Origin of the sequence: Kribbella sp. NBC_00482 (assembly GCF_036013725.1) — a bacterium.
GTDB lineage: Bacteria > Actinomycetota > Actinomycetes > Propionibacteriales > Kribbellaceae > Kribbella.
Genome location: NZ_CP107881.1, coordinates 8,436,679 through 8,457,706 on the forward strand (window position 1 = coordinate 8,436,679; position 21,028 = coordinate 8,457,706).

General features: G+C 69.0%; 19 protein-coding genes. 6 read left to right on the forward strand and 13 right to left on the reverse strand.

What is annotated here, in order from left to right:
• From OHB24_RS40560 to OHB24_RS40570, 3 genes are read left to right on the forward strand one after another with little or no spacing between them, the layout of a single operon-like run.
• Positions 1-195 (forward strand): hypothetical protein, encoded by a 195-nt coding sequence (locus OHB24_RS40560; RefSeq protein WP_130387656.1) that lies wholly within the window; start codon positions 1-3, stop codon positions 193-195.
• A 21-nt stretch (positions 196-216) separates the two neighbouring features.
• On the forward strand, positions 217-1,566 hold the full coding sequence (locus OHB24_RS40565) for an SPFH domain-containing protein (protein ID WP_327636282.1): 1,350 nt from the start codon (positions 217-219) through the stop codon (positions 1,564-1,566).
• A 59-nt stretch (positions 1,567-1,625) separates the two neighbouring features.
• Positions 1,626-2,408, forward strand: coding sequence for a M23 family metallopeptidase (locus tag OHB24_RS40570; RefSeq protein ID WP_327636283.1), 783 nt, complete (start codon positions 1,626-1,628; stop codon positions 2,406-2,408).
• A gap of 44 nt (positions 2,409-2,452) precedes the next feature.
• Here OHB24_RS40570 and OHB24_RS40575 read toward each other — a convergent pair whose 3' ends face one another.
• The 8 genes from OHB24_RS40575 to ffh all read right to left on the reverse strand — a co-directional run bounded on the left by OHB24_RS40575 (position 2,453) and on the right by ffh (position 12,662).
• Positions 2,453-3,571: a S1 family peptidase gene (locus OHB24_RS40575; RefSeq protein WP_327636284.1), complete on the reverse strand. Its 1,119-nt coding sequence runs from the start codon at positions 3,569-3,571 to the stop codon at positions 2,453-2,455.
• Between the two features lie 86 nt (positions 3,572-3,657).
• Positions 3,658-4,296, reverse strand: a complete 639-nt coding sequence (locus OHB24_RS40580; protein WP_327636285.1) for a response regulator transcription factor — start codon at positions 4,294-4,296, stop codon at positions 3,658-3,660.
• Positions 4,287-5,516 carry a sensor histidine kinase gene (locus tag OHB24_RS40585; RefSeq protein WP_327636286.1) on the reverse strand — a complete coding sequence of 410 codons (1,230 nt, stop codon included), beginning with the start codon at positions 5,514-5,516 and terminating at the stop codon, positions 4,287-4,289. The genes OHB24_RS40580 and OHB24_RS40585 overlap by 10 nt, the downstream gene beginning before the upstream one ends.
• A 60-nt stretch (positions 5,517-5,576) precedes the next feature.
• Entirely contained in the window at positions 5,577-6,905 is a 1,329-nt protein-coding gene (locus OHB24_RS40590; RefSeq protein WP_327636287.1) for an N-acetylmuramoyl-L-alanine amidase, read from the reverse strand.
• Between the two features lie 109 nt (positions 6,906-7,014).
• A complete protein-coding gene (locus OHB24_RS40595) occupies positions 7,015-8,103 on the reverse strand; it encodes an amidohydrolase family protein (RefSeq protein ID WP_327636288.1) in 1,089 nt (362 codons plus the stop codon).
• A 25-nt stretch (positions 8,104-8,128) separates the two neighbouring features.
• On the reverse strand, positions 8,129-9,319 hold the full coding sequence (locus OHB24_RS40600; RefSeq protein WP_327636289.1) for a lytic transglycosylase domain-containing protein: 1,191 nt from the start codon (positions 9,317-9,319) through the stop codon (positions 8,129-8,131).
• Between the two features lie 237 nt (positions 9,320-9,556).
• Positions 9,557-10,903, reverse strand: coding sequence for a lytic transglycosylase domain-containing protein (locus OHB24_RS40605; RefSeq protein ID WP_327636290.1), 1,347 nt, complete (start codon positions 10,901-10,903; stop codon positions 9,557-9,559).
• Positions 10,904-11,105: 202 nt separating this feature from the next.
• The gene (ffh, locus tag OHB24_RS40610) at positions 11,106-12,662 is read right to left on the reverse strand and encodes a signal recognition particle protein (RefSeq protein ID WP_327636291.1); all 1,557 of its coding nucleotides are present in this window, start codon (positions 12,660-12,662) and stop codon (positions 11,106-11,108) included.
• Positions 12,663-12,796: 134 nt separating this feature from the next.
• On the opposite strand from ffh, the gene OHB24_RS40615 reads away from it, so the two are divergent.
• The 3 genes from OHB24_RS40615 to OHB24_RS40625 all read left to right on the forward strand — a co-directional run bounded on the left by OHB24_RS40615 (position 12,797) and on the right by OHB24_RS40625 (position 15,214).
• Positions 12,797-13,246 (forward strand): hypothetical protein, encoded by a 450-nt coding sequence (locus OHB24_RS40615; protein WP_327636292.1) that lies wholly within the window; start codon positions 12,797-12,799, stop codon positions 13,244-13,246.
• Positions 13,239-14,270 (forward strand): hypothetical protein, encoded by a 1,032-nt coding sequence (locus OHB24_RS40620; protein ID WP_327636293.1) that lies wholly within the window; start codon positions 13,239-13,241, stop codon positions 14,268-14,270. Before OHB24_RS40615 ends, OHB24_RS40620 begins: the two co-directional genes overlap by 8 nt.
• Before the next feature lie 158 nt (positions 14,271-14,428).
• Entirely contained in the window at positions 14,429-15,214 is a 786-nt protein-coding gene (locus OHB24_RS40625) for an arginase family protein (protein ID WP_327636294.1), read from the forward strand.
• On the opposite strand, the gene OHB24_RS40630 is transcribed toward OHB24_RS40625, so the two are convergent.
• Genes OHB24_RS40630 through OHB24_RS40650 form a run of 5 tightly spaced genes read right to left on the reverse strand, consistent with a single transcriptional unit; the run spans position 15,207 to position 20,795 of the window.
• On the reverse strand, positions 15,207-15,713 hold the full coding sequence (locus tag OHB24_RS40630; RefSeq protein ID WP_327636295.1) for a hypothetical protein: 507 nt from the start codon (positions 15,711-15,713) through the stop codon (positions 15,207-15,209). The genes OHB24_RS40625 and OHB24_RS40630 overlap by 8 nt on opposite strands.
• Before the next feature lie 51 nt (positions 15,714-15,764).
• On the reverse strand, positions 15,765-16,829 hold the full coding sequence (locus OHB24_RS40635) for a DUF2332 domain-containing protein (RefSeq protein WP_327636296.1): 1,065 nt from the start codon (positions 16,827-16,829) through the stop codon (positions 15,765-15,767).
• Positions 16,830-16,839: 10 nt separating this feature from the next.
• Positions 16,840-19,098, reverse strand: a complete 2,259-nt coding sequence (locus tag OHB24_RS40640; protein WP_327636297.1) for a [protein-PII] uridylyltransferase — start codon at positions 19,096-19,098, stop codon at positions 16,840-16,842.
• Positions 19,099-19,437, reverse strand: coding sequence for a P-II family nitrogen regulator (locus tag OHB24_RS40645; RefSeq protein WP_325036050.1), 339 nt, complete (start codon positions 19,435-19,437; stop codon positions 19,099-19,101). It abuts the gene before it with no gap.
• Positions 19,434-20,795, reverse strand: coding sequence for an ammonium transporter (locus OHB24_RS40650; protein WP_327636298.1), 1,362 nt, complete (start codon positions 20,793-20,795; stop codon positions 19,434-19,436). Before OHB24_RS40650 ends, OHB24_RS40645 begins: the two co-directional genes overlap by 4 nt.
• Positions 20,796-21,028 lie beyond the last annotated feature (233 nt).

The window sequence follows — 21,028 nt, forward strand, 5'->3', positions numbered from 1 at the left end:
ATGGTAGGCAAGCGGGGGCGGGTGATCGGCCGGATCGCACCCGGGATCGTCGGCGAAGTGATGTTGCCGGTCCGGGGTGCCACCGAGGCCTTCTACGCTTACCCGGCGACCGACGAGGTGCTCGAGGTGGGGACGCAGGTCGTCGTCGTCGACTTCGACCCACCCCGCACCGTGTACGTCGCTCGCGCCATCTAATTTCGTTCCCTTGGAGGGGAAATGCTCTGGACGTACCTGATCATCGCGGCGATCGCGCTGGTCGTCCTTCTGCTCCTGTTCCGGATGGTCTGGCGGGTGGCGGAGCCGAACGAGGCTCTGATCATCTCCGGCCTCGGCGCGCACTCGAGCACCGAGCAGGTCAACGAGACCCTCGGTTTCAAGATCGTCGTCGGCCGCGGCACCGCGGTTCTCCCGGGCTTCCAGACCGTACGGCGGTTGCCGCTGGACATCCGCGCGACGCCGCTGACCGTGACCTGCGTGTCCAGCCAGGGCATCCCGCTGCACATCAAGGGCGTCACGGCGTACAAGGTCGGCGACGACTACGGCTCGATCGCGAACGCCGCCCGGCGGTTCCTGGAGCAGAGCGACGAGCAAGTGATGGGCACCATCCACGAACTGTTCGCGGGTCACCTGCGGGCGATCGTCGGCTCCACCACGGTCGAGGAGATGCTGCACGACCGGGAGACGCTGACCACGAACATCCGCGGCTCGCTGGCCGGGGACATGGAGAAGCTCGGCCTCGTGGTCGACTCGCTCCAGATCCAGGAGATCGACGACGAGTCCGGTTACATCAAGAACCTCGGCCGTCCGCAGGCCGCCGCGGTCGAGGCCGCGGCCCGGATCGCGCAGGCCGAGCGGGACCGGGAGGCGACCGAACGCGAGCAGGCCGCCGCCGCGAAGAAGGCCGCGGCCGTCCGGGAGAGCTCGATCGCCCAGGCCGGTTACCAGGCCGAGGTCGACCAGGCGAACTCGAAGGCGTCGCAGTCCGGTCCGCTGGCCGAGGCACTGGCCCGCCAGCAGGTCGTCGTCGCCGAGACGGAGACCGCCAAGCTGAACGCTTCGCTGTCCGAGAAGCAGCTGGAGTCGACGGTGCTCAAGCCGGCCGACGCCGAGGCGTACCGGCAGCGCACGCTGGCCCAGGCGGCCCGTGACGCGCAGATCGCGGCTGCCGAGGCGAACGCCCGGGAGGTCCAGCTGCGTGGTGAGGCGCAGGCGAAGGCCACGGAGTTGAACGGTAAGGCCGAGGCGTCCGCCGTACAGGCCAAGGCGATGGCGGAGGCGGCAGGTATCAAGGCGCGCGCCGAGGCGCTGGCCACCAACACCGAGGCGGTCGTCGCGCAGCAGCTGGCCGAGGCCTACCCGGCGATCGTCACCGCCGCGGCGAGCTCGTTCGACAAGGTCGGCAACATGGTCGTGCTGAACGGTGCCCAGGGCATCGAGGACACCCTGGTGAAGACGATCACGATGGGCGGCTCAGGCTTCGCGCTGGCCAAGCAGCTGATCGATTCGCTGGCCACGAAGAAGGAAGAGGCCCCGAAACTGGAGCCGGTTCCGGACGAATCCGCCTGACAATTAACTACAGGCGCAAACCGTTGAAGGTTGCTGCTTGACGGCTGACACTGAGCCTCATGCCGCCCAGAAGGATCCTCGCAGTACTCGCCGCGCTCCTGCTCGGCGCCGCCACCCTGGTGGCGGTGCCGACGCAGGCGCAGGCCGCGCCGAACTTCAAGGCCCCGTTCCCGTGTGGCCAACGCTGGACCTACAGTCACCACTCCGGTGAGGTCCGCCGCGCTCTCGACTTCATCCGCTCCGACGGCGGGACGACGAACGGTACGCCGGTACTCGCGTCCGCCGGTGGTACGGCGTACCGCTTCTCGCAGCCCAGCGGCGCCGGCAACTACATCGCCGTCGAGCACGGCGGCGGCTGGAAGACCTACTACTTCCACCTGTCCGCCTACTCCGTCGCCAACGGCCAGCAGGTCTCGCAGGGCCAGCAGATCGGTGTCACCGGCAGTACCGGCAACTCCACCGGTCCGCACATCCATTACGAGCAACTGCTCAACGGCGTCGGCCAGAACATCGTGATCAACGGGTCCGGACTGGCCTACCCGGGCTCGTACGGGTCCTACTTCCTCACCAGCGACAACGGTTGCTCCGGCCCGGGCAAGAACTACATGACCTGGGGCTCCGGCGTGAACGTCCGCTCCGACGCGCACCTGAGCTCGCCGGTCGTGACCACGCTGGGCGGACCGACCTCGGTGTGGGTGCTCTGCCAGAAGCAGGGCGACACCGTGAACGCCGAGGGCTACACCAACAACTGGTGGTCGAAGCTGCGTGACCAGAACGGCTTCATCAGCAACATCTACATCGCCGATCCGAACGCCCAGCTGCCCGGCGTACCGATCTGCTGAGACTTGTGGGATCCCCTTGCGCACAAGGGGATCCCACAAGTCCGTTAGGCGGTGTGCAGAGTCAGGCCGTACGCCTGCAGGATCTCGTTGACCGGCTGGAACCACGTCTCTCCGCCGCTGCTGCAGTTGCCCCAGCCGCCGGACGTGACGCCCTGCGCCTGGTCACCGGTGATGAACGACCCACCGGAGTCACCGCCCTCGGCGCAGACGCTGGTCTTGGTCGCGCCGTAGAACAGCTGACCGTTGCCGTAGTTCACCGTCTCGTTCTTGGCCAGGATCGCCCCGCAGTGCCAGTGCGTCGTCGAACCGCTCCGGCACACCGACGAGCCGATCGGCGCCTCCCACGACCCGCGGACCAGCTGGTCGCTCACCTGTCCCCAGCCGAGCACGACCGGCACGGTCCACCAGCCGTAACCCGTGGCCACCCAGGCGTAGTCGTTGCCCGGGAACGACCAGCCCTGGAACGAGCCCTGGTCCGTGCCGTCCCAGCCGCGCACCACGCCGCTGCGGCCGCAGTGGCCGGCGGTGACGTAGCCGCCGTACACCGAGAAGCCGATCGAGCAGCGGATGTTGCTGACGTAGTACGGGTCACCGCCGACGGTGCCGGCCGCGTAGGTGCGTGGCGCCTGCGTCGCGACCTCCTTGACCGTGACCGCGCCGGCCTTCGCGATCTTGGCGACGAACGCGTCGACGGCCTGGGAACGCTTGCCTGCTTGGACGTTGATCACCACGCTGCCCGTCCGCGGGTCGGCCGCCCAGCCGCTGACCGCAGCAGGCACCGCTTTGCCGGCCAGCTTGTCGACGACTGCCTTCTGCTGATCCAACGCCTTCGCCGGCACCGGTACGGCGGCCACTTGCGCACCTGTGGCGCGTACGGCGGCCGCACGCGCCGAGCCGACCACGCCGACGACCAGCTTCTGGGTGGCCGCGTCGTGCCAGGCTCCGCCGAATGCGGCGCCGGCCGCTTTCTGGGCCGCGGGCAACAGCTTGGCGGCCGAGGTCTCGGCTGCCAGGCGCTGCTGCATCTGCTGCTCGGTCAGCCCGAAGTCACGTTGCATGGCAGCAGACTGGCCGGGCACAGCCAGCGGCTCTGGTGCTGCCAGCGCTTGCGCGGGCACAGTCAGGACAGCCGCCGTGAGTACGGCGGCCAGTAGGACCTTCATCGGAACTCTCCTCACCTAGGGGCGGTTCGGTGGATGAGAGCGCTCTCAGGTTGAGAGTGGCCTACGTTGTCAGGCGCGTCAAGGGCTCAGAGTCCGAGGTAGGCGAGAACGGCCAGCACACGGCGGTGGCCGGAGTCGGTCGGCGGCAGGTCGAGCTTCAGGAACACGTTGCCGACATGCTTGTGCACGGCACCGTCGGAGATGACCAGCTTCTCCCCGATCGCCGTGTTGCCGAGGCCCTCGGCCATCAGTGCCAGTACTTCGCGTTCGCGCGGCGTGAGCCGGTCCAGCGGGCTGCTCCGCTTCACCATGAGCTGGCTGACCACCTCTGGGTCCAGCACAGTCCCTCCGGCCGCAACCCGGCGTACCGCTTCCAGGAACTCGTCGACGCGGGACACCCGGTCCTTCAGCAGGTAGCCGACCCCTTCGCTGCCGGCTGCCAGTAGCTCGGCGGCGTACACCTCCTCGACGTACTGCGAGAACACCAGCACCGGCAGCCCCGGCCGGACGCGGCGGGCCTCGATCGCGGCGCGCAGGCCCTCGTCGGTGAAGGTCGGTGGCAGCCGTACGTCGACGATGGCGATGTCGATCGGGTGTTCGTCGATCGCCTTGGCGAACTCGTCCGCGTCGGTGGCGACGGCGGCGACCTGGAAGCCGGAGTTGTCGAGCAGCAGGCTCAGGCCCTCGGCGAGGATCGGGTTGTCCTCGAGGATGATCACCCGCACGGAAGGACCACCTCGACGGTGGTCGGCCCGCCGATCGGACTGCTCAGCTCCATGTGACCGTCGATCGCCTGCACGCGATGGAGCATGCCATGCAGGCCACTCCCCCGGCCCAGCAGGTCGGACTGCTCGCTGACTCGCGCTCCACCGATCCCGTCGTCCGTGACCGCCAGGTAGAGCTCAGTACCGCGTCGCTCGAGCTGTATGCCGACATGTCCCGCAGCACTGTGCTTGGTGATGTTGGTGAGAGACTCCGCGACCACGAAGTACGCAGCGGCCTCCACTGCTGCCGGGACCTCGCCCAGCTCACCGATGCGAAGCTCAACCGGTAGCGGGCAGCGGGCGGCCAGTGCGGAGACCGCCCCGGCCAGACCGCGGTCCGCAAGGATCGGTGGGTACATGGTTCGCAGTACGCCGCGTAGCTCCGTCATGGCCTGCTCTGCGCCGTCACGGGCGTCGTCCAGTAGCTTCGCGGCCCGCTCAGGGTCGTCAGCCATCATCTGCTTGGCAACGCCGATCCGCATCGCCAAAGACACCAGCTGTGCCTGCGTACCGTCGTGCAGGTCTCGCTCGATACGGCGCAGCTCTGCGCCGTGGGAGTCCACAGCACCGGCCCTGCTCTTCGTGAGCTCTTCGACGCGCTGCTCCAGTTGGGCTGTCTCCAGCTGCTCCTGGCTCGGCGCGAGTCCCCTCAGCACAGTCCGGGCGTGGCCACGGGCCAGAGCGGGCGCTACCCGTCCCAGGAACCACAGGCTGGTGCCGACCTGCAGCGGGCCGAGGGTCAGCGCCTTCAACCAGCTGTCGACACCAAGACCCATCAGGCTGAAGTTCCCCGGATCAAGCTTCCAGAGCAGCATGCTGAGCACCGCCGAGGGCACACCGATCACAGCGATCACCGCGACGAGCAGCTCCGGGATCATCACCACCGGCATCAGCAGGCAGCGCAGGCTCCGCTTGAACGACTTGTCCCGGAACAACGTCATGACGTCTCCCGGCTGCCGTGGCAGTGCCGGCGGCAGCTCCTCGGCCTGCGGCAGGCCGAGGTACTTCGCTGCGCGGTACCGCTCGCTGTTCGCGAGTCGCACCAGACCGCCGGTGAAGGCGGGGATCAGCCAGCCGAGCAGCAGGGCGTTGGGCAGCGCCAGCAACAGCAGCAGCGACCGCACGTACCGGATCGCCAGGTACCCACTGGCCCGGCCGCCGCGCGCAAGGATCTTGGTCATGCCTCAATCCTCCGCCAGGCAGCCGAACCTGTCGGTACAGCAGGCTCTACCTTTCGTGTTCTAGCAGTCCGGTACGCCGGGCAGCTTCGCGTTCGGGTCGTCGATGTAGATGTTGGTCATGTACCCCTGCTGGTCGCGCAGCTTGGCCCACCAGTTGTTGGTGTAGCCGCCGGCGGTCACTGTGTCGCCCTGGACCTGGCACTCGACGAACACCCGGGTCGGGCCGGGCAGCGTGGTCACGACCGACGCGGACAGCTTCGGCGCCGAGCGGACATTCACACCGGAACCCCAGGTGGTGAAGTTGTACTCCGGCGGGTTCGGGTCGCCGCCGTTCACCAGCTGCATGTAGTAGTCCCAGTTCCAGTTCGGTCCCGGGTCGGTGTGGTCGTTGTTCGGCATCTCGCTGTGGCCCTTGATGTGGGCCCGGTCCTTCGGGATACCGCGACGGTCGGCGATGTTGCGGGTCAGCGCCGCCGACGAGCGGTACATCGCGTCGGTGAACCAGGACGGCTGGTCGACGAACCCTTCGTGCTCGATGCCGATCGTGTACGGGTTCTCGGTCCGGACGTGCCAGGCGGTGTCCTTCTCGGCCACCATCTGGGTGACCTCGCCGTCGCTCGAGCGGACCACGTAGTGCGCGCTGACCTGCGCGGACGGGTTCTTGAACCAGCTGATGGTGCCGGCGTACGAGCCCTGGGTCACGTGGATCACGATCGTGGAGATCGCCGCGGTCCGGCCGACGCGGTAGTTGCTGGTGCTGGCCGCGTTCCAGATCGCGCCCGGGTAGTCGACGGCGGCAGTCCCGAGCGGCGCTGCCTTCGCGTACGCGCCGCGGTCCGGTGTGACCGTCTTCGGGTCGGTCGAGACCCCTGCGGTACGGACGCCGCGGGCGATCACGCGGTAGACCTCGTCGGTGTACAGCCGCGCGGTCGGGGCATCGGCGGAGTGCGAGTACTTCGCAATCACGCCGTACCACTTGCCGAGATCGGATCGATCCGTCAGGCGGGCCTGGTCGGCGTACGAATCCAGAACCGCGGCAGCGCCGAGGATGTTGGAGGTGTCGTCCTTGGTCAGCTCGGCGACCGGCAGTCCGGTCAGTTTGCTTGCCTCGGACATCGTCTTGTTGACGTTGTTGCCGGCCAGGTGCATCACGCCGTAGCCGTTCGCCTGGCTCGGCGTGCCGTTGTGGCCGTCGAGATGCGTTTCGGCGAAACCGACACCGACCAGCACTTCCCGCGGTACTTCGTACTTCGCGGACGCTGTCTTGAACGCGGACGCGAGGTCCGGTTGACCGGTGGGCTGCGCCGGCTCGGCGGCGTTACTCGGAAGGGCGGTGAGCGCGAGGGCGCCGACGGCCAGAGCTGCGGCCAGTTTGGGTACTCGGGACATGGGGCGGTTCCTTCCCGTAGCTGGTCCGCCGAGGGGCGTCGGCGGTCCCGAGTGCCACGCTAAGGCAAGATCTTCCGTTACATCCAGTGTTTGAGTGAATTGTTTCCCGTCACCGGGAGAAGACCACGTTCCCACGCAGTGCGATCAGCCGCGGATGCGTCAGTACGGCGGGATTCGCGCGCGGATCCTCGTCGTACACGACGAGATCGGCCGGATCGCCGGGGCGCAGCTCGCTGGGCGCGCCGAGCCAGGCGCGGGCCGCCCACGATCCCGCAGCGAGCGCCTGCTCCCCCGACATGCCGATCTCGGTGAGCGCCTGGACCTCCTGCGCGACCAGGCCGTGTCCGAGGACACCGCCCGCGTCGGTTCCGGCATACACGGGCACGCCGGCCTCGAACGCGTCCCGCAGCCGGTGCAGGCGGCGCTCGTACAGATCACGCATGTGAGCCGAGTAGACCGGGAACTTCGCCTCAGCCTGATCGGCGTACTGCGGGAAGTTCTCGAGCTGGATCAGCGTGGGTACGACGGCCACCTGACGCTCGGCCATCTCGCTGAGCAGACCGGGCTCGATGCCGGTGCCGTGCTCGAGGCAGTCGATGCCCGCCGCCAGCAGGTCCGGGAGAGCGTGCTCGCCGAAGACGTGCGCGGTCACGCGGGCGCCGAGCTCGTGGGCGCGGGCGATCGCGGCGTTCAGCGCCTCGGCCGGCCAGCACGGGGTCAGATCGCCGGCGTCGCGGTCGATCCAGTCGCCGACGAGCTTCACCCAGCCGTCACCACGGCGGGCCTCCTGCTCGACGTACGCGACCAGTTCGTCGGGCTCGATCTCCCAGCCGTAGTTCCGGATGTACCGCTTCGAGCGGGCGATGTGCCGGCCGGCGCGGATGATCTTCGGCAGGTCCGCGCGGTCGTCGATCCAGCGGGTGTCGACGGGCGAACCGGCGTCGCGGACGAGCAGCGCACCGGCCTCGCGGTCGGCGATCGCCTGCTGCTCCTGGATCTCCTCGTCGACACCGCCGTGCTGGTCGAGGCCGATGTGGCAGTGCGCATCGACCAGACCCGGCACGATCCAGCCGCCGGTGTGCACGGTCGTCACATCAGCAGCGGCGGGCCGGTCGACGACCAGCCCACCGCTGAGGTGAAGCTCCTGCTGCTCACCGGCCGGCAAGACGGTGCCGACCAGCCTCAATACACCCGTCATACGGCTGACCGTATCTGGGTCGTTCCTATCCGTGCGAGCCGCCGCCCGGTGTGCAGGTCGGGGTGGTGGTCTCGTTGCCGGCGCACGGCGAACCGGACGGGGTGTCCGTCGGGGTCGGTGTGGGCGTCGGGGTCGGAGTCGGCGTGGGGGTAGGAGTCGGGGTCGGCGTCGGCGTCTTGGTAGGCGTCTTCGTCGGGGTCTTGGTGGGGGTCTTGGTCGGTGTCTTCGTCGGCGTCCGGGTCGGCGTCTCGGTCGGCGTGTCCACCGGCCTCGGCAGCGTCGGCGTCGCCCACGGCGTGGACGGCGGCACCGCGGTCGGCAGCGTGGTCGGCACCGCGGTCGGGGTCGGCGTCGGCGTCTTGGTGTCGTCCGGCACGTCCGGGACGTCCCGCGGGTCGACCCGGCGGTCGGCGTTGCCGTTCGTCTTGGCGCTCGCGATGTTGCCCTTCGCGTTCGGCACCAGGACCGCGTTCTTGCTGTAGACGCGCATCCACTTCAGGACGGTGGCGACGAAGTCCTTGGAGTGCTGGTAGCGGAGCAGGGCGGCGACCAGGTCCCGCGGGCTGCGCAGGTCGTCACCCTCGGAGCAGAGCACGACCGCGACCGTGGTGACTGCGTCGTAGACGTTGTTCGGGTTGCGGAAGCCGTCACCGTTGCCGTCGGCGCCGTACTCGTCCCAGACCTGCGGGATGATCTGCATCGGGCCGACCGCGCGGTCCCAGGTCGAATCCGCGTCGTACTTGCCCTTGTCCGAGTCGGAGATCCGGCCGTTGCCGTGCCGGCCGTTCAGCAGCGGGCCGAGGATCCGGCCGCGGGTGGTGCCGGCCACGTCGACACGGCCGCCGCTCGCGTGGTCGGACTCGACCTTGCCGACCCCGGCCAGCAGCGGCCAGGTCAGACCGCAGTTCGGCCGCACGACCGCGAGGTTCGCGGTGGCACGGCGGTACGCGGGGAACACTCCGCGCGGGATGCCGTTGACGGCACCCGGACGCCCGGGACGGACGACCGATCGGCCGTCGGTGGCCCCCTGCACGGGGACGTCGGCGCGGGCAGGTTTGTCGGATCCGAGCCGGCCGTCCACTCCTGGACGCTGCGGCACGATCATCGTCAGTTCGTCGAACTCACCGCTGTTCAGTCCGGCCCCAGGCGATGGGGCGACCGGGCTGCCTGCCGTGAGCGGTCCGGAGGCACCGGCTCCGCCCGAGGCGACGGTCACGATGGCCCCGACCAGGAGCGGGGCCGTACACAATGAAGCGATGATTATTTTGACCCGACGGTTACCACTACGGGTTAGGCGCATAGCCCACTCAACGAACCACGCGCCAGAAAGTTACATCAAGACGACGCAAAGTTACGGCGCCCAGAAACCCCTCGGAAAACCGGCACCGAGGTAACGATCGCCGCTACCTCACCTTACCCACGGTAGGCACCCGGCAGCCAATCGGGCAGAGGTTCAGTTGCTGGTCTGAGGAGCGTCGCTCGGGCTTGCCGCCGTCGTCTCGGGCGGGTTCGACTCCGGGGCGGTGGTGCCGCACGGACTCGGGGTCGTTGTGGGCGTCGTCGTCGGCGTGGTCGTCGGCGAGTCGCTCGGCGTCGGCGTGGGCGTCGGCGTGCAGGTCGGGTCCGGCGTCGGCGTGGTCGGCGTCGTGGTCGGCGTCGACGGCGGCGGGCTCAGCGGCGGCCTGGTCGGCTTCGTCGTCGTCGGGTTCGTCGTGCCGGGGCTGTTCGTCACCGACGGAGTCGGGGTCGTCGAACCGGTCGCGCTCGGGCGGGGCGTCGTCGGGACGGTCGTCGGCCGCGTGGTCGTCGGGACCGTGGTGGGCACCGTGGTCGGGACCGTCGTGGGCGCCGTCGTCGGCGCGGTGGTCGACGGCGAGGCCGTCGTACGGGTCGAATCCCGCTCGTCGTCGTTGCCGTCGTTGTTGCCGTCGTCGTCCGGTGTGTCGATGGTCCCCGGCTTGTCCGGGATCGTCACGGTGTCCTTGCTGTACGTCTGCATCCACCGCAGCACGGTCGACACGTAGTCCATCGAGTGGTTGTAGCGCAGCACCGCCTGGACCAGGCCCTGCGGATCGGACAGGTTCGCCCCGCCGGAGCAGAGGTAGTCGCCCGCCGCCCGCGACGCGTCGAACACGTTGTGCGGGTCCTTCAGCCCATCACCGTTGCCATCGGCACCGAACGCGTTCCAGGTACCCGGCACGAACTGCATCGGCCCGACGGCGCGGTCCCACGTCGTGTTCCCGTCGTACACGCCCTGGTCGGTGTCGGCGATCGCCGCCATCCCGGGACCGCCGTCGAGGACCGGGCCGAGGATCTTACCGCGGGTGTTTCCGTTCGCGTCCACCTTGCCGCCGCTCGCGTGCCCGGACTCGACCTTGCCGATCCCGGCCAGCAGCGGCCACGTGATGTGACAGCCCGGCATCGACATCGCGAGGTCGCGCGCAGCCTTCTGGTACGCCGCCAGCACGGTGCCCGGGATCCCCGAGGCGTCCCCGAACACGCCGGGGATCGGCTTCACGGTGCCGTCCGTCGTCCCCGTGATCGGGACCTGGACCGTCGACTTCTCCTGCGTCGGGAGGCTGCCGTCGACACCCGGCTGGTTCGGCACGGCGTCGGCCAGGTCGTCGAACACGGCGTCCTGCCGCGGGGCGGCCAGCGCGTGCGCATCGACGATGAACGTGTTCGAGGTGACTCCGCCGACCACGAACACGGCGACCATGGCGGTGGGCGGAGCCAGGCAGACCCAGGTGGCGGTCAACTTTCCCCGCCACGTGTCCAGGTTCTTGAACTGCTGCCTCATCCGAACCGTCCTCGGCGCATTGCGCGCAGTTGGTGTGTCTCTCGGGCGTAGGGACGATCTTAGCCGTCACCGGGTCGTCGACAACCGCTGACGGTGCGCCGTCCGCCGCCGTCACCGGGTACCGGCCCGCCGTGTTCAGGCGTCGGCCGCCCAGAGTTCACCCCTACCCACCCAACCGCTGATGTGCCCTTTCGGGAAGGGTTCAGTTGCCGCCGAGCATCTTCTTCACGTCGTCCGGCAGCTCGAAGTCGCCGCCGTTCTGGCCGCCGAACGCCGCCGGCAGCTGACCCGGCTCCGGGGCCTGCGGCTGCTGGTTGCCCTGGTTCGCCCGCTTGGCGGGGTTGCCGGAGCCGCGCTTCTTGCCCTTCTTCTGCTGCTGCTTGGCCTTCCGGCCGCCGGCGCCCATCCCCGGCATGCCCGGCATCCCGGGCATCCCCGGCATCCCCTTGCCGGACGCCATCGCGGACATCATCTTGCGGGCCTCGAAGAACCGCTCGACCAGGCCGCTGACGGTCGCCACCTCGGTCCCGGAACCCTTTGCGATCCGGGCCCGGCGGGAGCCGTTGATGATGTTCGGGTCGTTCCGCTCGGCCGGGGTCATCGAGTGGATGACCGCCTCGATCCGGTCGATCTCGCGCTCGTCGAAGTTCTCCAGCTGGTCCTTGAACTGGTTCGCACCGGGCAGCATGCCGAAGATCTTGGTCAGCGGGCCCATCTTGCGGACCGACTGCATCTGGGCGAGGAAGTCGTCCAGCGTGAAGTCCTTGCCGCCCCTCTTCTGCAGCTTGGCCGCGGTCTTGGCTGCCTCGTCCGCGTCGAAGGTCTGCTCGGCCTTCTCGATCAGGCTCATCACGTCGCCCATGCCGAGGATGCGCGACGCCATCCGGTCGGGGTGGAAGACGTCGAAGTCCTCGAGCTTCTCGCCGTTGCTGGCGAACATCACCTGGCGGCCGGTGACCTGCGCGATCGACAGCGCGGCACCACCCCGGGCGTCACCGTCGAGCTTCGACAGCACGACACCGTCGAACCCGACGCCGTCCAGGAAGGCCTGCGCGGTGGTGACCGCGTCCTGACCGATCATCGCGTCGACGACGAACAGGATCTCGTCCGGAGTGACCGCGTCGCGGATGTCCGCGGCCTGCTTCATCAGCACTTCGTCGACACCCAACCGGCCGGCGGTGTCGACGATGACCACGCTGTGCTGCTTGGTGCGCGCCTCGTCCATCGCCTGGCGGGCGACGTCGACCGGGTCGCCGACGCCGTTACCGGGCTCCGGCGCGAACACCGGTACGCCGGCGCGCTCGCCGACCACCTGCAGCTGGGTCACCGCGTTCGGCCGCTGGAGGTCGGCGGCGACCAGCATCGGGGTCTGGTGCTTGGTCTCCTTCAGCCACTTGGCAAGCTTGCCCGCCAGGGTGGTCTTACCGGCGCCCTGCAGACCGGCGAGCATGATCACCGTCGGCGGCCGCTTCGCCATCCGCAGCTCGCGGGTCTCGCCGCCGAGGATGTTGACCAGTTCCTCGTTGACGATCTTGATGACCTGCTGCGCCGGATTCAGCCCGCCACGGACCTCCGCCCCGGCGGCACGTTCCTTGACCGCCGCGATGAACTCCCGCACGACGGGCAGCGCGACATCGGCCTCCAGCAACGCGACCCGGATCTCCCGGGCGGTCGCGTCGATGTCGGCGTCGGTCAGCTTGCCCTTGCCCCGCAGATTCTTGAACGCGGTGGAGAGCCGATCGGAAAGCGTGTCGAACACGAGAAACAGTCCGTTTCCTCGAAGCGATGAACTCCCCGAGTCTACCGGCCCCCCAACCTGTGGATAACTCCGGCAACGCGGGCCTCTTCCTCGCTACCGTGCTCCCATCCCCAGATCCCCCAAGGAGCCGCGAGATGCCCCTCGACATCCCCGCTTTCAACACGGCCGCGAACCGGGCCCGCGACCGGGTGCGCGACGACGTACACCCGACGGACGTCGCGGTGGAGCAGGAGAAGTTGCGGGCGCTGGTACCTGCCGATGCCTCGGAGGAGGACCGCGATTGGACTGCTCGCGTGATCGCGCGCCTGGGCGAACCTCCGGCGCCACCACGCGTGTGGAGCGAGTTGTTTCACGAGGCGGACCGGATCCACTCCGTCGCATACCCACCCGTCGGGACCACCGACGAGCAGATCACGATGCTGGCGGACGCACGCCGTCAGATCTGGGAGATCGCCGGACGCGCGCCCCAGGACGAGCAGGACGACATCCGGGCCATGACCCAAGACCTCGAGTCTCTCGAGGGCTTCCTCCGCGACCCACCGTTCCCGCTGACCGACGAGCCGTTCCCGTCGACCGATGGCTGAGTCCGCCGAGCGTGTCCCCGAGGACTCCGCGACGTACCGGGAGTTCGCCCGGTTGTACGACGCCGCACGGCGTCTCCGCCCGACGGGGACCGACCGCTGGAACGGCGAGCTGTATGCGACGAGTGGACTCGGCGGCTTCGATCAACGGACCGGTGCGATCGGAGTCCACGAGCCGATCCTGCGTGAGGGCCTGTCCCAGACGCCGGACCGCCGCCGGCAGGCTCACGCGCTGACGACGGTCCTGCACCGCGCTACGCAGGCCGGGATGGACCTGGACGCCCCTCACGAACCGAACGCGGTTCGCACCAACCATTCCCTCGGCATCACCGAAGGGGTCGCGGCAGTCCGCGCCGCCGACGACTTCATCAACTTCAGCGAACTGGCGGGCTACGAGGGACTGGCGTTCGACGGCCAGCAGCACACCGGTGCCCACGCGGCAACGACCAATCTGATCGCGCAGGCCACCGGTCCACGAGTCGACAGGTCCGAACTGATCGACCGCCTCAGCGAGGGGCCGGCGGCACTGCATTTCGATCGGTTGGCTGAGGGGGTGGTGCGGAATCGGTTGGAGGAGGTGGCGCCTGCGGAGGGGGCGGATCGGCGGGCTCTGCGGGCGGAGTTGATCGGGGCGATGCTGCATCCGCGGTGGGAGGAGTTGGCGCGGCGGTCGCCGGAGGCTGGGCGGCAGGTGGCCGAGGAGATCGGGCGGGCGCTCAACTCGAAGGTCGACGAGATTCGGCAGAGGGCCCCGCACAAGGCACAGGAACCCGCGTCCGACGGCGTACGGCAGCAGGCTGTGGAGCCGACGCCCGTACGAGAGAGCAAGGCGCCGGTAGGAGGGAGCAAGCCGTCGGAGGTGCCGGTGGCGCGCTTCTTGAACGATGTCGCGCCTGCTGCCGGAGCGACGGGGAAGCGGCCTTCGCTCGGGGACGGTTCGCGGGCGGCGGCTGCTCGCGCAACGGCGCCTGTGCGAGGCACCCCGGCGCCGGGTCTGCATCCGCCCGGCGGATCCGGGCGCGACTAGTTGACAGGTGGGTGTGGAGGATTGAGGATCTAACCAGTCTAATCGCACATACAGGTTAGGGGACTCGGGTGCGGGTTGTGGTGGATGGGCCTTCTAATTTGGGGTTGCGGGCGCCGAAGGCGGGGGTGGTGCCGGGGTGTTACAAGTTGGCGGGGGCGGTGCGGGATCGGGGGTTCTTGGGGCGGATCGGGGCGGAGGACGGTGGGTACGTGACGCCGCCGCGGTACGACATGCACGACTGGAAGCCCGGAGACGGTGTGTTCAACGCTGCGGCCATGGCGTCGTACACGGTGCAGCTGGCGGATCGCGTGGCGGGCTTCGTCGAGCAGGGCAAGTTCGTGGTGTTGCTGGGAGGTGAGTGCAGCAACCTGCTCGGGCCGGCATTGGCGTTGAAGCGGCTCGGGCGGTACGGCGTCGTGTACCTCGACGGGCACTCGGACTTCAGGACCGTCGACAACTCGCCGTACGTCGGGGCCGCGGGCGGCGAGGCGCTCGCGCTGGTCACCGGCCGGGGACAGGCGGACCTGACCAACCTCGAAGGGCAGGGTCCGTACACGCGGGACACCGACGCGGCGCTGCTCGGGATCCGGGCGGACGACGAGTACGTCGGCGACGTCGAGAAGGCCGGAATCCCGGTCTGGCCGGCGTCGAGGATCGCGGACGATCCGAACGCGGCCGCCCAAGGAACGCTGGCACACCTGGCCGAGCTCGACGGGTTCTGGGTGCACCTCGACGTGGACATCCTCGACGCAAAGGTCATGCCGGCCGTCGACAGCCCGGACCCGGGCGGGATCGACCACGAACAGCTGCGGGCACTCCTCCGGCCACTGCTCGCGTCCCCGAAATGCGTCGGGGTCGACATCGGCATCTTCGATCCCGACCTCGACCCCGACGGCACTTACGCCACCGAACTCACCGACACACTCGTGGCTGCGCTCAGCTGAACGAGACCGGGATGTAGACGTCGCCGGTGCGGTCGCTCGCGGCGAGGTGATCACGCCGCGAGACGATCGCACAGGTGACATCCGGGTCGCTGCAGTCCAGGCCGGAGTTCACTTCGGCGATGTGGATCTGCGCCGTGAACGTCCCGTCGGCGGCGATCGGGTACGACGCGCTGCCGCCGAGTGGGCTGTTGGTGACCCAGGCGGACGGGCCGACCGTCGAACCGCCCTGGCCGTCGCCGCCGGCGCACGGGCTCGGCTTGGTGCCGTAGCTGTAGTCGGACGGTACGGCGCAGAGCGCGACGTAGTACCCGGCGGCCGGGCTGTAACCGCTGCCGGTCACGGTGATGGTCTCCCTTGCCGCCGCGAGTCCGGTGGCGTTCGAGGCGTTGAGGGTCTTTCCGAGGTTGCTGGCGCTGCCGGACGCGGCCGAGGCCGGGGCGACCAGGCCGACGGTGAGCGCGGCGGCAGCGGTAAGGGTCAGAACGGTACGACGAAGCATCTTGGGCGGGAATCCTCTCGTGGTTGTTAGGTAAAGCTTACCTAACAACGATCACTCTAAGGTCTTCCCTGGTCCCCACACCAGGCCCTGTCCGTGAGGTTCGGCGCGCCCGAGGACCCGGCGCTGTCCTCCCGGCCAGGTCTGCAGGTCGACGCGGTACTCCCAGCCCGTGGTGCCGGCCCCGTGGGCGATCACCTGGTGCGGCTCGAGCCGCAGACGCGCCAGTGGTGCGGACGCGGTCGCCGATGCGCCGAGCTCGTCCAAGCGCGCCTCGATCGCGGCTCGGTCCGGGCGGCGCAGGTACTGCCACATGATCGAGTGCCACACGACAGTCACGTGCCCCGACGACAGCTCCAGCCCACGCAGGAACGAGACCGCGTCCTCTCGCCGTACGTCGGCCGGCACCTCTCGCGCGACCTTCAACGCACCGCGGAGGCGCTCCAGGCGATCAGCCATGTCCGGCCACACGTACGACGTCAGCGTGAGCGCACCGTCCGTCGTCAGCGGGTTCACCGGGGCGATGTCGCACCCCACCCGCTCAGCGATCCGCAAGTCCACCGACGGCACCTGTCCGGACCAGGCCGAGTCAAACACCACAGGACTGTCAGCAGGCCCGTACGACGCCCCGTCTGTCACGTACCTGTACCGATCGGCCCGCAGGTTCAGGCCCCCGCTGGCACCGATCTCGAAGAGCCGCACCGGCAGCGGTACTGCCTCGACCAGCTGCAGCAGGCCGCCGTACAGCGCGGCCGACCGCCCTACCTCGTTCGTCTGCGGCGGCTGCGTCAGTAGCGACCGCACCTCTCCGAGCCGCGACCGCAGCACCTGCTCGAACGCCTCCCAGCCGAGCACTGGGTCCCACGTCCCGCCGACACTCGGGTAGAACGCCGCCAGCTCAGGCGCCGTACCGGACAGCACCATGCCGTGCACGGCTGCCAGCAGCCGCAGACCGATCGCCTCACCGAACGAACGGCCCTCATACCCGCTCAGTACTTCGACCGACGCCCCGCCGACCTCGTAGTCGTCCACGAGCAGCCGGAGCACTTCGGCGTACATCGGGGACCCCAGGTCCTCGCAGGCGGTCGCTTGTCGCTGGAGAGCCTCTACAACATCCACATAGCTGACATTAGAAGCTCAGGCGATCCAGGACTGACTTTGCCGTCGTCCGCGCGTCCTCGGATTCGAGCGGCGCACCGTGGCTGTCGGTGAGGTAGAAGACGTCGACACACTCCGCACCGAGCGTGCTGACGTGTGCGGAGCGGATGTCCGCACCAGTGGAGGCGATCGCCGCTGTGACGTCGTACAGCAGGCCAGGACGGTCGTGAGCTCGCACCTGCAGCACCGTGGCTGTTTCCGACGCTTCCGGCAACAGGTCCACGCGACTCGCGACACGAGCGCGCGACGAGTCCCGTGCAGCCAACCGCCGTACGACGTCGGTCGAGTCACGTAGCGCCACCGCAAGCCGATCTCGTAGCCGCACCGGATCAGGAGGCGATCCAGCGACGGTCCACTGCGAGATACCCAGCCCGTCAACAGATGTGATGACCGCGGACCGCACCGCCAGCCGCTCCACCGCGAGTACCGCGGCAACGGTCGACAGCGTCCCCACTTGGTCGGGTACGGCGACGTTCACTCGGAGGTCGCCGTGATGGTCGGACACTGTGACGCCGAGCCGCCCCACACCAACCACCTGATGCAGCACTGGCACCGCAACGGGCGGTACCTCGGTCCACATGCTCTCGCCGCCACCAGCCAACTCACCGCGCACGCGCCGGCACAGCTCACCGACCAGGCGCATCCGCCACGGCGACGACGCAGCCGGACCGGCTGCCCGCGCGTCGGCGTACGTCAAGGCCTCCAGCAGGTCCAGCGTCTCGGTGCTGCGCACGATGCCGACGACCATGTCCACGGTCATCGGGTCTTCCAGGTCCCGCCGGGTGGCGACCTGCGCGAGCATGAGGTGCTGGCGGACCAGCAGGGTGATGGTGTCGGCGTCGGCCTCGCTGAAGCCGAGGCGACGGGCCACCCGAGCCGCGATGCCGGCACCGGTGACGCTGTGGTCGCCGTCGAGCGCCTTCCCCAGGTCATGCAGCAGGGCGGCCACCAGCAACAGGTCAGGCCGCCGTACGTCGCGCACCATCGCGGATGCTTCGACGCAGGTTTCCAGCAGGTGCCGGTCGACGGTGAACCGGTGGATCGCCGACTGCGGCGGCCGGAACCGTACGGCGTCCCACTCGGGCAGGATCCGGGAGATGTACCCGGCCTGGTCCAACGCCTCCCACACCTCGCGCAGGCCGTTGCCCGCACCGAGCAGGGCGCACAGCAACCGCCGCGCCTCCCCCGGCCATGGCTCGGGCATGTCCGCAGCCGACGCCGCCAACCGCGCACACACAGCAGGTGACAGCACCAGCTCACGGTCCGCAGCAACCGCAGCAGCACGCAGTCCGAGCACGGGGTCCCGCTCCGGACGCGCGTCCGGCATCAGCACGACCTCGCCCTCGTGCTGGCCGACGCCCTCGTCCAATGCGAGCAGCAACGGCCCACCGCTCCGCTGACGCCGCCTGGACCGCGGTGGCTTGGTCATCAAGCTCTCGACGCGTCGCCAGGACACGTCACACACGTGCGCGAGCGTCCGGCCCGTCGCGTACACATGCCGCAGCAGCTCGTCCCGCCCCGACATACCGAGCCCTGCCGCCACTTCACCGGCCAGGTCGGCAACAAGCCTGTCCGTCGCGCGACCAGCGACCTCGTGCAGTGCGTCGCGGACCTCGAGCAGGTCTCGCCGAGCGCGCTCCAGCACAGGATGCGGTACGTCGACCAACCACGACGCCACCAAGGCTCGCAGAACGACGGCATCGCGCAGACCGCCGTACGCCTCCTTCAGGTCCGGCTCAGCGAGGTGTGCGAGCTCTCCGACCGTGGACGCCCGGTCACGGCACGCCTGCGCCAGTCCGGACATCCGGGACCGCGCCGTACGCCGCCAGTCCGCCATCAGCACCGACCGCAGCTGCAGGGTCAGGTGCGAGTCCCCCGCGACATGCCGCGCGTCCAGCAGCCCCAGGGCCACCCGGTCGTCGGCTGCCGCGGCCTGCTGCGCTTCGGCCAGTGTGCGGACGCTGTGGTCGAGCTTGGTCCTCGAGTCCCACAGCGGGTACCAGATCTGGGCAGCCAGCTCGTCGAGGCGCGGGTACCCCTCGGCGTGCACGAGCATCACGTCGAGGTCGCTGTACGGCGACAGCTCCTCACGCCCGTAGCCGCCCACCGCAACCAGGGCGACGCCCTCGGTGGGTACACCGAGGGCGTCACAAGCCTTTGCGAGCAGCAGCTGCAGCAGCGCGTCGGCCTCTTCGGCACGCCCGCGCCGCTGCTCTGCTCGATCGACCATCTAGAGTGCGTCTCCGTCCAGCTCGCCGGTGCGGACCCGGACGATGGTCTCGACCGGGGTGACCCAGACCTTGCCGTCGCCGATCTTGCCGGTCTGCGCGGCCTTCACGATCACATCGACCACGTCGGCGCCGTCACCGTCCTCGACGACCACCTCGAGCCGCACCTTCGGCACCAGGTCCACCTCGTATTCCGCGCCACGATAGACCTCGGTGTGGCCCTTCTGCCGGCCGTAGCCGCTCGCCTCGGTGACCGTCATGCCGGTGACGCCGAACGTCTCCAGCGCGGCCCGGACGTCCTCGAGCTTGTGCGGCTTGACCACCGCGGTGATCAGCTTCATGCCTTGACACCTTCCTTCTCCGAGGCCTCAGTGGTCCCATTGTCGGTCCCGGAATCAGACACTGCAGCGGCCGGTGCCGGGCGCCCCAGCGCGCCGCGCAGACTGCCGCCGCTGAGGTAGTCGTACGCCGTCTCCGCGTGCTCGGTCTGGTCGACGCCGGTGACCTCGTCGTCCTCCTTGAGCCGGAAGCCGATCGTCTTGTCGATCACCTTGCCGAGGATGAACGCGATCGTGAAGGAGTAGACACCGACCACGACGTTCGCCAGCGCCTGCTTACCGAGCTGGGACGCTCCACCGCCGTAGAACAGTCCGTCGACCGCGGACGGCGCCGCCGCCGAGCCGAGCAGACCGATCGCCAGCGAGCCGAACAGACCGCCGACCAGGTGGACACCGACCACGTCGAGCGAGTCGTCGAAGCCGAGCTTGTACTTCAGCGACACCGCGAAGGCGCAGATGGCACCGGCGAACAGGCCGAGGATGATCGCGCCGACCGGGGTGACAGCACCACAGGACGGGGTGATCGCGACCAGACCGGCGACCGCACCGGACGCCAGACCCAGCGTGGTGGCCTTACCGTGCGTGAGCCGCTCGATGATCAGCCAGCCGATCACCGCGGCAGCGGTGGCGACCTGGGTGTTCACGAAGGTGACGGCCGCAGTCGTCCCGGCGCTCAGGGCGGAGCCGGCGTTGAAACCGAACCAGCCGAACCACAGGAGCCCGGCGCCGAGCAGCACCAGCGGCAGGCTGTGCGGCCGCATCGGGTCCTTCTTCCAGCCGATCCGCTTGCCGAGCACGATCGCCAGTGCGAGCGCGGCAGCACCGGCGTTCACGTGCACCGCCGTACCACCGGCGAAGTCGATCGCCTTCAGCTTGTCGCCGATCCAGCCGCCGTTGCCGTCGTCCAGGAACCAGACGGAGTGCGCGACCGGGAAGTACACGAGCAGCGTCCAGCCGACCACGAACGCGATCCAGCCGCGGAACGTGGCCCGGTCGGCGATCGCGCCCGAGATCAGCGCGGGGGTGATGATCGCGAACATCAGCTGGAAGGCGACGAAAGCGAGCGTGGGCGTCGTCCCGCTCACCGCCTCGGGTGCGAGCAGGCCCTTCAGCCCGACTTCGGAGAAGTCTCCGATCACGTGCCCGGTGTCACCGGCGAATGTCAGCGAGTAGCCGACCACCACCCAGAGGATGGTGACGACGGCGATGGTGACGAAACTCATCATCATCATGTTCAGCACGCTCTTCACGCGCACCATGCCGCCGTAGAAGAAAGCCAGGCCTGGTGTCATCAGCATCACCAGGGCGGCGCTTGCCAAGACCCAGGCGGTATCGCCGGCGTTGATCTCCATCAACGTCATCCCTTCCATCGAACTGGGGGTGGCCGGCGTCCTCAGTCGGGAGGTCTCCACAACGCCGGGGAGCCCACCGCTCGGCCACACCGCACACGGTGTCGGCGCGCCGTTTCAGCCGATCGGTCCGTTTGTTTCAGGCATGTGACAAAGCGGGCTCCCAGGTGACATCGAGGTGACATGGCTCACCGATGGCCGACATGTGGCACTCTGGCCTGGACCACACGGGCCGCAGCCGCGCC

What these genes read in the sequence shown, in the direction of transcription:
- OHB24_RS40560 (WP_130387656.1), top strand. Translation starts at nt 1, where the DNA reads ATGGTAGGCAAGCGGGGGCGGGTGATCGGCCGGATCGCACCCGGGATC.
- OHB24_RS40565 (WP_327636282.1), top strand. Translation starts at nt 217, where the DNA reads ATGCTCTGGACGTACCTGATCATCGCGGCGATCGCGCTGGTCGTCCTT.
- OHB24_RS40570 (WP_327636283.1), top strand. Translation starts at nt 1,626, where the DNA reads ATGCCGCCCAGAAGGATCCTCGCAGTACTCGCCGCGCTCCTGCTCGGC.
- OHB24_RS40575 (WP_327636284.1), bottom strand. Translation starts at nt 3,571, where the DNA reads ATGAAGGTCCTACTGGCCGCCGTACTCACGGCGGCTGTCCTGACTGTG.
- OHB24_RS40585 (WP_327636286.1), bottom strand. Translation starts at nt 5,516, where the DNA reads ATGACCAAGATCCTTGCGCGCGGCGGCCGGGCCAGTGGGTACCTGGCG.
- OHB24_RS40590 (WP_327636287.1), bottom strand. Translation starts at nt 6,905, where the DNA reads ATGTCCCGAGTACCCAAACTGGCCGCAGCTCTGGCCGTCGGCGCCCTC.
- OHB24_RS40595 (WP_327636288.1), bottom strand. Translation starts at nt 8,103, where the DNA reads ATGACGGGTGTATTGAGGCTGGTCGGCACCGTCTTGCCGGCCGGTGAG.
- OHB24_RS40605 (WP_327636290.1), bottom strand. Translation starts at nt 10,903, where the DNA reads ATGAGGCAGCAGTTCAAGAACCTGGACACGTGGCGGGGAAAGTTGACC.
- OHB24_RS40615 (WP_327636292.1), top strand. Translation starts at nt 12,797, where the DNA reads ATGCCCCTCGACATCCCCGCTTTCAACACGGCCGCGAACCGGGCCCGC.
- OHB24_RS40620 (WP_327636293.1), top strand. Translation starts at nt 13,239, where the DNA reads ATGGCTGAGTCCGCCGAGCGTGTCCCCGAGGACTCCGCGACGTACCGG.
- OHB24_RS40630 (WP_327636295.1), bottom strand. Translation starts at nt 15,713, where the DNA reads ATGCTTCGTCGTACCGTTCTGACCCTTACCGCTGCCGCCGCGCTCACC.
- OHB24_RS40640 (WP_327636297.1), bottom strand. Translation starts at nt 19,098, where the DNA reads ATGGTCGATCGAGCAGAGCAGCGGCGCGGGCGTGCCGAAGAGGCCGAC.
- OHB24_RS40645 (WP_325036050.1), bottom strand. Translation starts at nt 19,437, where the DNA reads ATGAAGCTGATCACCGCGGTGGTCAAGCCGCACAAGCTCGAGGACGTC.
- OHB24_RS40650 (WP_327636298.1), bottom strand. Translation starts at nt 20,795, where the DNA reads ATGACGTTGATGGAGATCAACGCCGGCGATACCGCCTGGGTCTTGGCA.